General features: G+C 70.0%; 15 protein-coding genes. 1 reads left to right on the forward strand and 14 read right to left on the reverse strand.

The genetic code is table 11. The features are described 5' to 3' along the window. Positions 1-2 precede the first annotated feature (2 nt). From tatC to AC07DU_RS15285, 10 genes are all read right to left on the reverse strand, one after another. Positions 3-959: a twin-arginine translocase subunit TatC gene (tatC, locus tag AC07DU_RS15240; protein ID WP_360887560.1), complete on the reverse strand. Its 957-nt coding sequence runs from the start codon at positions 957-959 to the stop codon at positions 3-5. A 47-nt stretch (positions 960-1,006) separates the two neighbouring features. Beyond that, complete coding sequence (gene tatA, locus AC07DU_RS15245; RefSeq protein ID WP_479111726.1) at positions 1,007-1,303, reverse strand: Sec-independent protein translocase subunit TatA; 297 nt, start codon at positions 1,301-1,303, stop codon at positions 1,007-1,009. Positions 1,304-1,470: 167 nt separating this feature from the next. Continuing rightward, positions 1,471-1,671: a hypothetical protein gene (locus AC07DU_RS15250; protein ID WP_360887566.1), complete on the reverse strand. Its 201-nt coding sequence runs from the start codon at positions 1,669-1,671 to the stop codon at positions 1,471-1,473. Between the two features lie 69 nt (positions 1,672-1,740). Beyond that, positions 1,741-1,968, reverse strand: coding sequence for a hypothetical protein (locus AC07DU_RS15255; protein ID WP_479111728.1), 228 nt, complete (start codon positions 1,966-1,968; stop codon positions 1,741-1,743). Between the two features lie 15 nt (positions 1,969-1,983). Next, a complete protein-coding gene (locus AC07DU_RS15260; protein ID WP_360887572.1) occupies positions 1,984-2,952 on the reverse strand; it encodes a helix-turn-helix transcriptional regulator in 969 nt (322 codons plus the stop codon). Positions 2,953-3,065: 113 nt separating this feature from the next. Next, a complete protein-coding gene (locus tag AC07DU_RS15265) occupies positions 3,066-4,022 on the reverse strand; it encodes a helix-turn-helix transcriptional regulator (protein ID WP_360887575.1) in 957 nt (318 codons plus the stop codon). Between the two features lie 177 nt (positions 4,023-4,199). Then, a complete protein-coding gene (locus AC07DU_RS15270) occupies positions 4,200-4,595 on the reverse strand; it encodes an FKBP-type peptidyl-prolyl cis-trans isomerase (protein WP_360887578.1) in 396 nt (131 codons plus the stop codon). Positions 4,596-4,623: 28 nt separating this feature from the next. Then, on the reverse strand, positions 4,624-5,565 hold the full coding sequence (locus AC07DU_RS15275; RefSeq protein ID WP_453374288.1) for an FKBP-type peptidyl-prolyl cis-trans isomerase: 942 nt from the start codon (positions 5,563-5,565) through the stop codon (positions 4,624-4,626). Positions 5,566-5,680: 115 nt separating this feature from the next. After that, positions 5,681-7,042: a Pup--protein ligase gene (gene pafA, locus AC07DU_RS15280; RefSeq protein ID WP_030016332.1), complete on the reverse strand. Its 1,362-nt coding sequence runs from the start codon at positions 7,040-7,042 to the stop codon at positions 5,681-5,683. A 103-nt stretch (positions 7,043-7,145) separates the two neighbouring features. Then, the gene (locus AC07DU_RS15285; protein ID WP_479111730.1) at positions 7,146-8,408 is read right to left on the reverse strand and encodes an MFS transporter; all 1,263 of its coding nucleotides are present in this window, start codon (positions 8,406-8,408) and stop codon (positions 7,146-7,148) included. A 147-nt stretch (positions 8,409-8,555) separates the two neighbouring features. On the opposite strand from AC07DU_RS15285, the gene AC07DU_RS15290 reads away from it, so the two are divergent. After that, on the forward strand, positions 8,556-9,554 hold the full coding sequence (locus AC07DU_RS15290; RefSeq protein ID WP_479031613.1) for a LacI family DNA-binding transcriptional regulator: 999 nt from the start codon (positions 8,556-8,558) through the stop codon (positions 9,552-9,554). A gap of 91 nt (positions 9,555-9,645) precedes the next feature. On the opposite strand, the gene prcA is transcribed toward AC07DU_RS15290, so the two are convergent. From prcA to AC07DU_RS15310, 4 genes are read right to left on the reverse strand one after another with little or no spacing between them, the layout of a single operon-like run. Beyond that, on the reverse strand, positions 9,646-10,410 hold the full coding sequence (prcA, locus tag AC07DU_RS15295) for a proteasome subunit alpha (RefSeq protein WP_360887590.1): 765 nt from the start codon (positions 10,408-10,410) through the stop codon (positions 9,646-9,648). 46 nt (positions 10,411-10,456) lie between these two features. After that, positions 10,457-11,296 (reverse strand): proteasome subunit beta, encoded by an 840-nt coding sequence (prcB, locus tag AC07DU_RS15300; RefSeq protein WP_479111732.1) that lies wholly within the window; start codon positions 11,294-11,296, stop codon positions 10,457-10,459. After that, the gene (locus tag AC07DU_RS15305; RefSeq protein WP_479031900.1) at positions 11,248-11,841 is read right to left on the reverse strand and encodes an endonuclease VII domain-containing protein; all 594 of its coding nucleotides are present in this window, start codon (positions 11,839-11,841) and stop codon (positions 11,248-11,250) included. The genes prcB and AC07DU_RS15305 overlap by 49 nt, the downstream gene beginning before the upstream one ends. A gap of 30 nt (positions 11,842-11,871) precedes the next feature. After that, positions 11,872-12,084: a ubiquitin-like protein Pup gene (locus tag AC07DU_RS15310; protein WP_030016348.1), complete on the reverse strand. Its 213-nt coding sequence runs from the start codon at positions 12,082-12,084 to the stop codon at positions 11,872-11,874. Positions 12,085-12,101: the final 17 nt, after the last annotated feature.

Below are 12,101 nucleotides of genomic sequence, written 5' to 3' on the forward strand. Positions count from 1 at the left end.
TGTCAGGTCGCGTCGTCGTAACCGTTGATCCGCTGGCGCCCGCCGTCGGCTTGCCCGGGCAGCGCCGCCGGCGCCGCGACCGCTTCCATGGCACCGATCGGGGCCGGTGTCAGGTCCAGCACGGAGGCCTCGTCGTCGTCCAGGCCCGCGTCGGGGTCGTTGCGCTTGCGCCTGCGGTCGTTGACCAGGCAGATGCCGAGCGCGATGAAGTAGAGCGCCACGATCGGGACGGCCAGCGACAGCATCGTCAGCGGGTCACCGGTCGGCGTGGCGAACGCGGAGAAGACCGTGATGCCCAGCACCATGCCGCGCCACCAGCCCCCCAGCCGCTTCGCGGTCAGGACGCCGGTGAAGTTCAGCAGGATCAGCAGCAGGGGCAGCTCGAAGGCCAGGCCGAAGACGATGACCATGCGGGTGACGAGGTCGAGGTAGTCGTCGACCGGCAGCAGGTTGCGCGCGTGCTCGGGCGTGAAGTCGAGCAGGACCATCGCGGTCTGGGGGAGGATCTTGTACGCGAGCACCGCGCCGGCGCCGAACAGGGGCGCGCCGACCGCGACGAAGCTCATCGCGTACTTCTTCTCGTGGCTGTGCAGGCCGGGGGCGGTGAACGCCCACAGCTGGAAGAGCCACACCGGCGCGGAGAGCACCACGCCGGCGGTGAGCGAGACCTTCAGGGCGATCGAGAACGGCGCGATGAGGCCGTTCACGGTCATGTCGGCGCAGGGCCGGCCGTTGCGCTGCGAGACCACCCCGTCGGTGCAGCCGACGGAGTCCAGCATCGGCTTCAGCATGAAGTCGATGAGGTCCTTGTAGAAGAAGGCGGACACCAGCGTGATCAGGAGGATCGCCAGGACCGACTTCAGCAGACGGTTTCTCAGCTCACGCAGGTGCTCGACAAGAGGCATCCGCCCTTCGGCGTCCTTGTCCGCTTTCCCCTGCTTGCGGGCAGACTTGAGCAACCCACGTCCCTTGTCTCGTTGCAGATGACTGGCGCGTACGGCTGGCGTCAGCCCTGGGCGGTGCGGTTCGGCTCGCTCACCGGCCGGGAGCTCGTGACGTCACCGGGCGCCGCCTGGATGGTGCGCGGGACGACGGGCTGCTGCGCGGAGGCGTCCGCGGCGGGAGCGGCCGCGGCGGCGTCGTCGGCCTCGCCGTCCTTCTTCATGGCCTTGGCCTCGCTCTTGAGGATGCGGGCCGACTTGCCGAGGGAGCGGGCCATGTCCGGCAGCTTCTTCGCGCCGAACAGCAGGATGACGACCCCGAGAATGACGAAGATTTCCCAACCCCTGAGGTTGCCGAACATAGGTATCTTCCTTTGCTGCGAGGTTCACTGCACACCCGACGGGCGCCTGGGACGGTCTCTACCGAGGATCGTAACCCCAGGTGGTGAACGCCCGGCAATCCCCCGGCGTCTTCCGGCTTGCCGCCGACACCCTTTTCCCCGCCCCGGTCACACCGATTCGTCCCGTTCTAAGGACGCACGTCGCGGCCCGCCCGGGCCAGGTCGGCCGCCGCCCGCTCGAGATCCCCCGAAGCGTCACCGATCCGGCGACTGGCCTGCCCGACCTGTACGGACAGGCGGCGCACCTCCACGTAGACCCGTGCGGCCAGGACGGCGAGCACGGCGACGGAGAGGAACCCGAGGGCAATTGCGAACATCGGCCACAGCATGGGGCCGAGCCTAGCCCCTGTCCGCGCGGCTCCTGCGCCCCGCCCGCGCGGGCCGCGGCCCGACCCCGGTCAGACGCTGCGCAGGGTGCTCACCCCGCCACCGGTCAGCAGCTCCACGATGCGCTCACCGGCCGGCTTGCGTACGACCGCGCCGCACTCGGGGCAGGTGAAGGAGTAGAAGGTGGTCCGCCGGCTGCCGCCTATGACCAGTCGCAGGGCGCCGGCCTCCAGCTCGAAGCGGGCCCGGCACTCGGGACAGGCCGCCTTGAAGGCGACGGACCCGTGGGCAGACGACATCGACCACTGCTCCCCTCAGACCTGTTCCCCGTACCCCGCCAATGCTTCCCGCGCGGCGCTGCGGGCACTCTGCGCCAGCTCGGCGGGAGCCACGATCCGCCCTTCGCGGCCCAGCCGCAGCGCGAGCCGGCGCAGCGAGGCCGGGTCCGGGCTGCGCAGGGTGATCCGCAGTCCCCCCTCGGCCAGCTCCTCCGCACTGTCGTGCGGGTAGTACTCGGCGACCCAGCGGCCGCCCGGCCCCACCTCGACCACGACCTCCGGGTCCTCGGCGGCGGGCTGCACCAGCCCCTCGGACAGGTCGCGCGGCTCGATGGCGGGCGGCTCCGCCCGCTCGTCCAGCAGCCGGATCTCCGCGACCCGGTCCAGGCGGAAGGTGCGCCGGGCCTCGGAGAGGTGGCACCAGCCCTCCATGTACGTGTGCCCCACCGCGAACAGCCGGATCGGATCGACCTTGCGCTCGGTGAGCTCGTCGCGCGCGGGCGAGTAGTAGCGCAGCCACAGCCGCCGGCGCTCCGCGATGGCCCGGTCGACGTCCGCGAAGACCCCGCCCTCCGACTCGAAGGTCACCGACAGCCGGGAGCTGGCCCCGGCCGCCTCGCCCGCGGCCGCCTCCAGCTTGGCGGTGGCCCGCAGCAGGGCGTCCCGGTCGCTCTCGCGCAGACCGGGCAGGGTCGCCACCGCGCGCGCGGCCACCAGCAGCGCGGTCGCCTCGTCGGCGGCCAGCCGCAGCGGCTCGGCGGTGGACTCCCCCGACGCGTCGGGGTTGCGCCACCAGATCCGCTCCCCGTCGGTGTCGATGTCGAGCAGGTCCCCACCGCGGAAGCTGGTCCCGCACATGGGCAGCACGTCGAGGTCCGAGATCAGCTCGTCCTCGGTGATCCCGAACGCGCGCGCGACGTCCGCGACGTGCGCACCGGGGCGCTCGCGCAGGTACGTCACCAGGGACAGCATCCGGCGGGTCTGGTCGATGGCGTTGGCAGCCATGCTGGTACGTCTCCCCCTCAGGGCACGTCGTGTGATGTCGCGAATCTCAGGTGGGCGGCCCGCGCGGCCGCCGGACGGTGTGCCGGCCGGCCGAAGGACGCCCCGTCGGACCGTCAGGCCCCGGCGACGGCCCGCAGCCGGTCCACCACGTCGGCCCGCAGATCGGCCGGCCCGACCACCACGACGTCCGGCCCGAACTCCACCAGCCAGGCGTCCAGCCCGTGCCCGTAGGGGATCTCCAGCTCGTCCCAGCCGTCCGCGCCCTCACGGACCGCCGTGGCCTTGGCCCGCAGCGGATACCCCGCCCCGGCGCGCAGCCGGATCAGCGCGGAGCGCTCCGCGCTCTCCCCGGCCCACCTCGCCACGGTCTCCCGTACGGTCACCACGTCGGGCACCTGCGCGGTGTACTTCGCCGCCCGGGAGCGGACCTTACCGGTGATCCGGGAGAGCCGGAACACCCGCTCCGCCCCCCGGTCGCGGTCGTAACCCGCCAGGTACCAGTGGCCGCGCCAGCACTCCAGCGCCCACGGCTCCACCTGACGGGTCTCGGGCCGGGCCGCGGTGGACTTGCGGTAGTCGAAGACCACCGGCCTGCGGTCCCGGCAGGCCAGCATCAGCGGCTCGAACGCCGCCTCGTGGACCGGGATGCGCGGCTCGATGGCACTGTGCTGCCCCTGGTACGGGTCCCCCGCCTCCGGCATCCCGCCCGCGCGCAGCTTCTGCAGCGCGCCACTGGCAGCCCCCGCGAGGCGGGCCTGCTGCCAGACCTTGGCCGCGAGGCCCAGGGCGGCGGCCTCCTCGGCGTCCAGGGAGACGGGCGGCAGCCGGTTGCTGTCCCGGCGGGCCATATAGCCGGTTTCGCCCTCCAGGTTCTCCACCGTCTCGATGACCAGGCCGAGTTCGCGCAGATCGTCCTTGTCCCGCTCGAACATGCGGTTGAAGGACTCGTCGTTGCCGGCCTCCATGTAGGCCTCGATGGAACCGCGCAACTCGCGCTTGCTGAGCGGCCGGCGCGTCCCGAGCAGACACAGCGCCAGATTCATCAGCCGCTCGGCCTTGGCAATCGCCATCGACGCCCTTCCGCCCTTCTCCGCGTACACATCCGTCGGACCGTCACACCACGCGCGGACCGCCGCCTGCGGCGCACGGACCCGTGACCGTGACCGTACCGCCCCGGCGCGCCCGGACAAAAGCGAGGGGCCCCCGCCGGACGGCGGGGGCCCCTCCACTGATCGCGGATGTCCGGATCAGCCGACCTTGACGAGGTCGCAGACGAAGATCAGCGTCTCGCCCGGGGCGATCGCAGCGCCCGCGCCGCGGTCCCCGTAGGCGAGGTGGGCGGGGATCGTCAGCTTGCGACGGCCACCGACCTTCATGCCCTGGACACCCTGGTCCCAGCCGGCGATGACCTGGCCGACACCGAGCTGGAACTGCAGCGCGGAACCGCGGTTCCAGGAGGCGTCGAACTCCTCACCGGTGGAGAAGGCCACGCCCACGTAGTGGACGGAGACCCTGTCGCCGGCCTTGGCCTCGGCGCCGTCGCCCAGCCAGATGTCCTCCTTGACCAGGTCGGTCGGAACCGGACCCTCGGGGAAGTCGATCTCGGGCTTCTCGAGCTTGTCGCTCACGGAACTGCTCCTCATACGTACGAACCGGTCAACCGGAACAGTCTTACATCACCGCGAGGATGTCGAGGCTGAAGACCAGCGTCGACTTCGCCGGGATCGTCCCCTGCTCCTTGTCACCGAAGCCCTGGTCCGGCGGGATGACCAGCAGGATGCGGCTGCCGGCCTTCTTGCCGACCAGGCCGTCCTTCAGGCCCGCCACCGAAAGCTCCTTGAGCGGCCAGGTGACCGTCTGGTCGGTGGTGTAGGTGCTCTCGAAGGTCTTGTCGTCCTTCCAGGTCTTGCCGTTGAACTTCACCACGACGGTGTCGGTGTCCTTGACCACCGCGCCGTCACCCTCCAGGACGTAGTTCGAGACCAGCTTGGCCGGCTCGGCGGTGTCCTTCGGGACGGTCACGGAGACTTCCTTGCCGTCCGCGTTCGTACCGACCTTGGGCAGGTCCTTGTTCTCCTGGGCGACTTCCTTGCCCGTGGCCGAGGCCGGGACGGTCGCACCCTTGACGATGTCCACGACGAAGACCAGCGTGGCGTTCGCCTTGATCTTCGGGGGCGAACCCTGCGCGCCGTAGCCGAGCTCCGGCGGGATCACCAGCTCGACACGGCTGCCGACCTTCTGGCCCTCCAGGCCCTGGTCCCAGCCCTTGATGACGGCGCCGGCGCCGATCGTCAGATCGAACGGCGCGGGCTTGCCGAAGCTCTGGTCGAACGGCTCCTTGCCGTCCCACACCTGACCGAGGTAGTTCACCTGCGCGATGTCGTTCTTCTTCAGCACCTGCCCGGTGCCCTCGCTGATGGTCACCACCTTCAGCTCCTTGGGCGGCTCGCCCTTCCCCTTCGACAGGGTGGGCGTCTCCCCGAACTTGGCGCCCTTCGTGATGGCGGGCACCCCGTTCTTCATCTGGGCGGAGTCGGAGCCGCTGTCGTCGCCACACGCTGCTGTCGTCAGCAGCAGAAGGGGTACGACCAGCAGGCCGGCAAGTCGGCGCACGTGTTCCTCAGATCTCAGACGGCAAGGCGGTCGCCCGCCACTCTAAGCCGTGCGCAGGGCCCCGTACGAGAGACGTACGGGGCCCTGCCGAGAGTGCGATGTCACACCGCGGGTCCTACATGCCGGCGATCAGCTTCTCCACCCGGTCGTCAACCGACCGGAACGGGTCCTTGCACAGCACCGTCCGCTGCGCCTGGTCATTGAGCTTCAGGTGCACCCAGTCCACCGTGAAGTCCCGCCGCTGCTCCTGCGCCCGGCGGATGAAGTCACCCCGCAGCCGCGCCCGCGTCGTCTGCGGGGGCACCGACTTGCCCTCGAAGATCTTCAGGTCGTTGCAGATCCGCGCCGCCTGCCCCTTGCGCTCCAGCAGGTAGTACAGGCCGCGACGCCGGTGGATGTCGTGATACGCGAGGTCTATCTGAGCCACCCGCGGATTCGACATGGTCATGTTGTGCTTGGCCCGGTACCGCTCGATCAGCTGGTACTTCATGACCCAGTCGATCTCGGTCCCGATCCGGTCCAGGTCCTCCGCGTCGATGGCGTCGAGCGTGCGGCCCCACAGCTCCAGCACCTGGTCCACCACACCGGTACGGATCCCCCGGCGCTCGGCGAAGTCCACCGCCTTGTCGTAGTACTCCCGCTGGATCTCCAGCGCGGAGGCCTCCCGGCCGCTCGCCAGCCGCACCTTGCGCTGACCCGTGATGTCGTGGCTGACCTCGCGGATCGCCCGGATCGGGTTCTCCAGGGTCAGGTCCCGCATCACCGTGCCCGCCTCGATCATGCGCAGCACCAGATCGGTGGCCCCGACCTTGAGCAGCATGGTCGTCTCGGACATGTTCGAGTCCCCGACGATCACGTGCAGCCGCCGGTAGCGCTCGGCGTCCGCGTGCGGCTCGTCCCGGGTGTTGATGATCGGCCGCGAACGCGTCGTCGCCGAGCTCACGCCCTCCCAGATGTGCTCCGCCCGCTGGCTCACGCAGTAGACCGCACCCCGGGGGGTCTGCAGCACCTTGCCCGCGCCGCAGATCAACTGCCGCGTGACGAGGAACGGAATGAGAATGTCCGCCAGGCGGGAGAATTCCCCGTGCCGGGCCACCAGGTAGTTCTCGTGGCAGCCGTACGAGTTGCCCGCCGAGTCGGTGTTGTTCTTGAAGAGATAGACGTCGCCCGCGATTCCCTCCTCGTGCAGGCGCCGTTCGGCATCGACGAGCAGTCCTTCGAGAATGCGCTCGCCTGCCTTGTCGTGCGTGACCAGTTCGGTCACGTTGTCGCATTCGGGTGTTGCATATTCCGGATGCGAACCCACGTCGAGGTACAGACGGGCACCGTTCCGCAGGAAGACATTGCTGCTGCGGCCCCATGACACAACACGGCGGAAGAGGTAGCGCGCCACTTCGTCAGGAGACAGTCGGCGCTGTCCCCTGAACGTGCACGTGACGCCGTACTCGTTCTCCAGCCCGAAAATGCGGCGGTCCATGACTGAACATTACGCCTTCTGCCCTCTTCTGAAACCGGGATCGGGAGCGCCGTTTCGATCAGTTCCGCGAAACGGCCGGAGAACAGCCCCCCGAGCCCCCGGTTCAGCCCGCCGAAGAGGCCCCCGACGGCGCCCCGCTCGCCCCGTCCGACACCCCGTCAGCCGAACCGGCCACCGTGCGGCTCCTGCCCGCAGTTGCCATCACCCGCTGAGTGACCGTCAGCACCGCCAGCGCCGCGCCGCCCGCCACGCTCGCCACCCCGAAGCCCGCCGCCGTACCACCGAGCTCCACCACCGGACCCGCCACCGCCGTACCGATCGCCGCACCCACCCCGAAGAACGTCACCAGCCACGAGAACGCCTCCGTCACCGTGCCCGCCGGCGCATGTCGGTCCACCACGATGAACGCACAGGCCAGAGCAGGCGCCAGGAACACACCCGCGAGCGCCGCCAGAGCCGTCATCGCCACCGGACCCGGCGTCAGCGTCAACGGCAGGTAACCGGCCGCCAGCAACGCCACCAGCATCCGCAGCCGCCGCTCCGGCGCACCCGCCCACCGGCGCGCCCCGTAGGCCACCCCGCCGACCAGCGCCCCCAGACCCACGGCCGCCATCAGCCAGCCGTACACCGCCTGGTCCCCGTGGTCGTCCGCATACGCCACACCCGCCACCGTGATCGAACCCAGCGCCGTCCCCACGAAGAAGAACGCACCCAGCAGCGCCAGCAGCCCGCGCGAACGCAGCGCTCCCAGCCAGTGCGCCTCCCGGGGCGCCGAACGCCACCGCCGCGACGGCTCACTGACCACCACCGACAGCGCCCCCAGCACCCCGATCACATTGAGCGCCACCAGCGCCCCCGCGGGCGACCACAGCGCCACGAACAGCGTCACCAGCAGCGGACCGACCGTGAACATGACCTCCTGGGCCACCGCGTCCATCGCGTACGCCGCGTGCACGTTCTCCTCGCGCCCGCCCAGCACGCCCGGCCACAGCGCCCGCAGCCCGCCCTCCAGCGGCGGCGTGAACAGCCCCGCCACCACCACCGCGGCATAGGCCGTCACCACCGACCCGGTACCCGACAGCGCCAGCCACACCATGCCCAGCGCCGACACCACCGCCGCCGGCAGCTGCACCCGCGGCTGCCCGAACAGGTCCACCGCCCGGCCGAGCAACGGCTGACCCACCGCATTGGCCACGCCGTACGCGGCGGCCAGCGCCCCCGCCAGCGTGTAGCTGCCTCCCTCCGCGCGCGTGAACAGCACGATCGCGATCGGCGCCACCGCGTTGGGCAGCCGGCCCACCAGCGTGCCCACCAGCAGCCTCGCGGCGTGCCGGGTCCCGAGCAGCTCCGCGTACCCCGCGGCCATGACCGCCCCCTTCCTGCCCGGAACCAGCCGGGGTAATACGTATAACGCGACGCGTTATACGTACCATGGCCCCAACCCACCGGTCCACCCGACCGACCCCCACCACACCGCACACCCCCACCGGACCACGCACTCCAGGAGCCCCCTGTGACGAGACCCACCAGCCGCGACGTCGCCACCGCCGCCGGGGTCTCCCAGGCCACCGTCTCCCTCGTCCTCGGCGACAAATGGCCCGGCCGCGTCTCCGAACGCACCGCCACCCACGTCCGCGAAACCGCCGCCCGCCTCGGCTACCGCCCCAACCTCGCCGCCCGCAACCTCCGCCTCGGCTCCACCCGCACCGCCCTCCTCGTCGTCCCCGCCCTCACCAACGAATTCTTCGCCCGCGTCTACACCGGCGCCGCCCGCGTCGCCGCCGAACACGGCTTCGGCGTCGTCCTCTACCCCTCCCCCGACGGCACCGGCCCCGCCCGCGACCCCTTCGCCTCCGCCAGCGCCGCCCTCGACGGAGTCATCGCCTCCTCCATGGCCGCCGACGCCCTCCACGCCATCGGCGGCAACACCCTCCCCCTCGTCATGCTCGACAGCGACCCCACCGCCGACAACGCCGCCGCCCACGTCAACCTCGCCATGGCCGACGGCATGCGCCAGATCACCGCACACCTCCTCACCCTCGGCCACCGCCGCTTCCTCCACCTCGCCTCCGCCATCGACTCCTGGACCTTCGACACCCGCGCCCAAGCCCTCAGAGCCCTCCTGGGCCCCCACACCCAGCTGCGCACCGTACGGTCCCCCCTCACCGTCCACGACGCCCGCACGGCCATGGAAACCGCCCTCAGCACCCCCCAGGACCGGCCCACCGCCATCGTCTGCGACGACGACATCCTCGCCGCCGGCGCCTGCAAGGCCGCCCGCCGCCTCGGCCTGCGCGTCCCCGAGGACCTCTCCGTCACCGGCTTCGACGACCTCGCCCTCGCCACCGCCGTCGAACCCGAACTCACCACCGTCCACCTCCCCGCCGAACGCGTCGGCGAACAAGGCATGAACGCCCTCCTCACCGTCCTCGAAAAAACCCCCTGGACCGCCCCCGACATCCCCGTCCAACTCGTCGTCCGCGACTCCACCGGCCCCGCCCCCACCCCCTGACACGACGAAGCCCCGGACACGACCCCGGACACGACGAAGCCCCGGCCCGCCGCGAACGGCGAACCGGGGCCCCGGCACCTCAACCCACGCCCTACTCGGCGTCATCCTCCGGCGCCTCGTCATTCGACACCGCATCCGCCTGCGCCGCCGCCGGAACATCAGCCTCCAGCAACCGCGCCAACTGCCGGCCGCGAATCCGCTTGAACTTCCGCTGCTGCGCCCGCGTCCGGTCCAGCACCGCGACCTCCAGCCGCTCCGCCGGAATCGCCTTGTCCGTACCGTTCGCCTGGCTCGACAGCGCCTGCACCGCCAGCTTCAACGCCTCGGACAGCGTCATCCCGTCCCGATGCCGCTGATCCAGGAACGTACTGATCTGCTCGGCATTCCCACCGACCGCGACCGAACCGTGCTCGTCCACGATCGACCCGTCATGCGGAAGCCGGTAGATCTGATCCCCGGCAGCCGTCGCACCCACCTCCGCGACGACCAGCTCCACCTCGTACGGCTTCTCACCCGCACTGGAGAAGATCGTGCCGAGCGTCTGCGCGTACACGTTCGCCAGCCCACGGGCCGTCACATCATCACGGTCATAGGTGTAACCACGCAGATCCGCGTACCGCACACCACCGATCCGCAGGTTCTCGTACTCGTTGTACTTACCGGCCGCCGCGAAGCCGATCCGGTCGTAGATCTCACTGAACTTGTGCAGCGCACGGGACGGGTTCTCACCGACGAACACGATGCCGTCGGCGTACTGCAGCACGACAAGGCTGCGACCGCGGGCGATGCCCTTGCGGGCGTATTCCGCCCGGTCGGCCATGGCCTGCTGGGGTGACACATAGAACGGAGTCGACACCGGTAGTCCGTCCCTTTCTTCTGGGCTCCTACGGAACGGCGGATGGTCAGAGCAGGGCGGCGCGCGGCCCGTCGGGCTGCTCCATGCGCCGCTCCGTGATGGCGCGGGCGAGCTCGGAGGACTCCTCCTCGCTGAGCCTGCGGAAGCCCTCGTCGGTGATGACGGTGACGATCGGGAAGATCCGGCGGTACAGGTCCGGGCCACCGGTCGCCGAGTCGTCGTCGGCGGCGTCGTACAGGGCCTGCACGACGAGGGTGGTGGCCTGCTGTTCCGTCAGGTCGTCGCGGTACAGCTTCTTCATGGAGCCACGGGCGAAGATCGAGCCGGAACCGGTGGCGGCGAACCCGTGCTCCTCGGAGCGGCCGCCGGTCACGTCGTAGGAGAAGATCCGGCCCTTCTCCTTGGCCTCGTCGTACCCGGCGAACAGCGGCACCACGGCCAGCCCCTGCATCGCCATGCCCAGATTGCTCCGGATCATGGTGGACAGCCGGTTCGCCTTGCCTTCCAGCGAAAGGGTCGTCCCCTCCACCTTCTCGAAGTGCTCCAGCTCCAGCTGGAACAGCTTCACCATCTCCACGGCCAGGCCGGCCGTACCGGCGATGCCCACCGCGGAGTACTCGTCGGCCGGGAACACCTTCTCGATGTCCCGCTGCGCGATCATGTTCCCCATGGTCGCCCGCCGGTCACCGGCGAGCACGACCCCGCCGGGGAAGGTGGCCGCGACGATGGTCGTCCCGTGCGGCGCCTCGATGACACCCTCCGGCAGCTTGCGGTTGCCGGGCAGCATCTCCGGCTGGTGCGCGCCCAGGAAGTCCATGAAGGACGACGACCCCGGCGTCAGGAAGGCTGCCGGTAGACGCCCTGTGCTACGAGTGTTGGGTTCCACAGGTTTCCTTCCACGTAAGCGGCTGCACGCCGTATGACGTCCGGCCGATCCTTGAACTGCCCCAGGGCTGCGTTACAGCTGAAGCACAGTACGCCTCGGACCTTACCCGTCTGATGATCGTGATCAACATGCTCTGCCGGAGCCGACTGGCAGATCACGCAGGCCCCGCTCTGAGCGGCGATCATCTCGTCGCGCCGAGCCTCGGTGAGGCCGTAGGACCGCTTGAGGCGACCGGTCCGACCGTCGATGGCACGGCACGCCTTGCAACGCGTCGCCAAACCATCGACGGCTGCCTTGTTGCGATGCCACTCAGCGTGCGGCTTCACCTCACCGCACCCGAGGCAGTACTTATAGCCGTCTCCGGCGGTCGGCCTGGGCTGCCTACCCATTGCCTTCTCGCGCTTGCGTTGAGACTCGGCACCGCAGTCACGGCAATGCCGTTGCAATCCGTCCAGATTCGCTCGCGTGGGAGCGAACTCCCGATGCGGCTTCTCCTCACCGCATCGGGTACATCGCTTCGTTCGCCTCGACTCGACCGACTGCAGATTCACCTTCGAATCGAAGGTAAACAGGCTCTACTGCCCACCCTTTTGCACGAAGGACCGCACGAAATCCTCGGCATTCTCCTCGAGCACATCATCGATTTCGTCAAGCACGGAGTCGACGTCGTCGGAGAGCTTCTCCTGGCGCTCCTTGAGGTCGGTCGATTCCTCGACCGCCGCCTCCTCGACCTCCTCGGTCGAGCGCGTCGCCTTCTGCTGTCCGCCGCCGGTGTCCTTGGTCGCCATGTCTACCTCACCCCGCT

Source organism: Streptomyces sp. NPDC045695, assembly GCF_056432025.1.

Coding starts and splice junctions, on each gene's coding strand:
- AC07DU_RS15310 (WP_030016348.1), bottom strand. CDS start 12,084: ATGGCGACCAAGGACACCGGCGGCGGACAGCAGAAGGCGACGCGCTCG.
- AC07DU_RS15270 (WP_360887578.1), bottom strand. CDS start 4,595: ATGAGGAGCAGTTCCGTGAGCGACAAGCTCGAGAAGCCCGAGATCGAC.
- AC07DU_RS15285 (WP_479111730.1), bottom strand. CDS start 8,408: ATGGCCGCGGGGTACGCGGAGCTGCTCGGGACCCGGCACGCCGCGAGG.
- AC07DU_RS15265 (WP_360887575.1), bottom strand. CDS start 4,022: ATGGCGATTGCCAAGGCCGAGCGGCTGATGAATCTGGCGCTGTGTCTG.
- AC07DU_RS15255 (WP_479111728.1), bottom strand. CDS start 1,968: ATGTCGTCTGCCCACGGGTCCGTCGCCTTCAAGGCGGCCTGTCCCGAG.
- tatA (WP_479111726.1), bottom strand. CDS start 1,303: ATGTTCGGCAACCTCAGGGGTTGGGAAATCTTCGTCATTCTCGGGGTC.
- AC07DU_RS15260 (WP_360887572.1), bottom strand. CDS start 2,952: ATGGCTGCCAACGCCATCGACCAGACCCGCCGGATGCTGTCCCTGGTG.
- pafA (WP_030016332.1), bottom strand. CDS start 7,042: ATGGACCGCCGCATTTTCGGGCTGGAGAACGAGTACGGCGTCACGTGC.
- AC07DU_RS15250 (WP_360887566.1), bottom strand. CDS start 1,671: ATGCTGTGGCCGATGTTCGCAATTGCCCTCGGGTTCCTCTCCGTCGCC.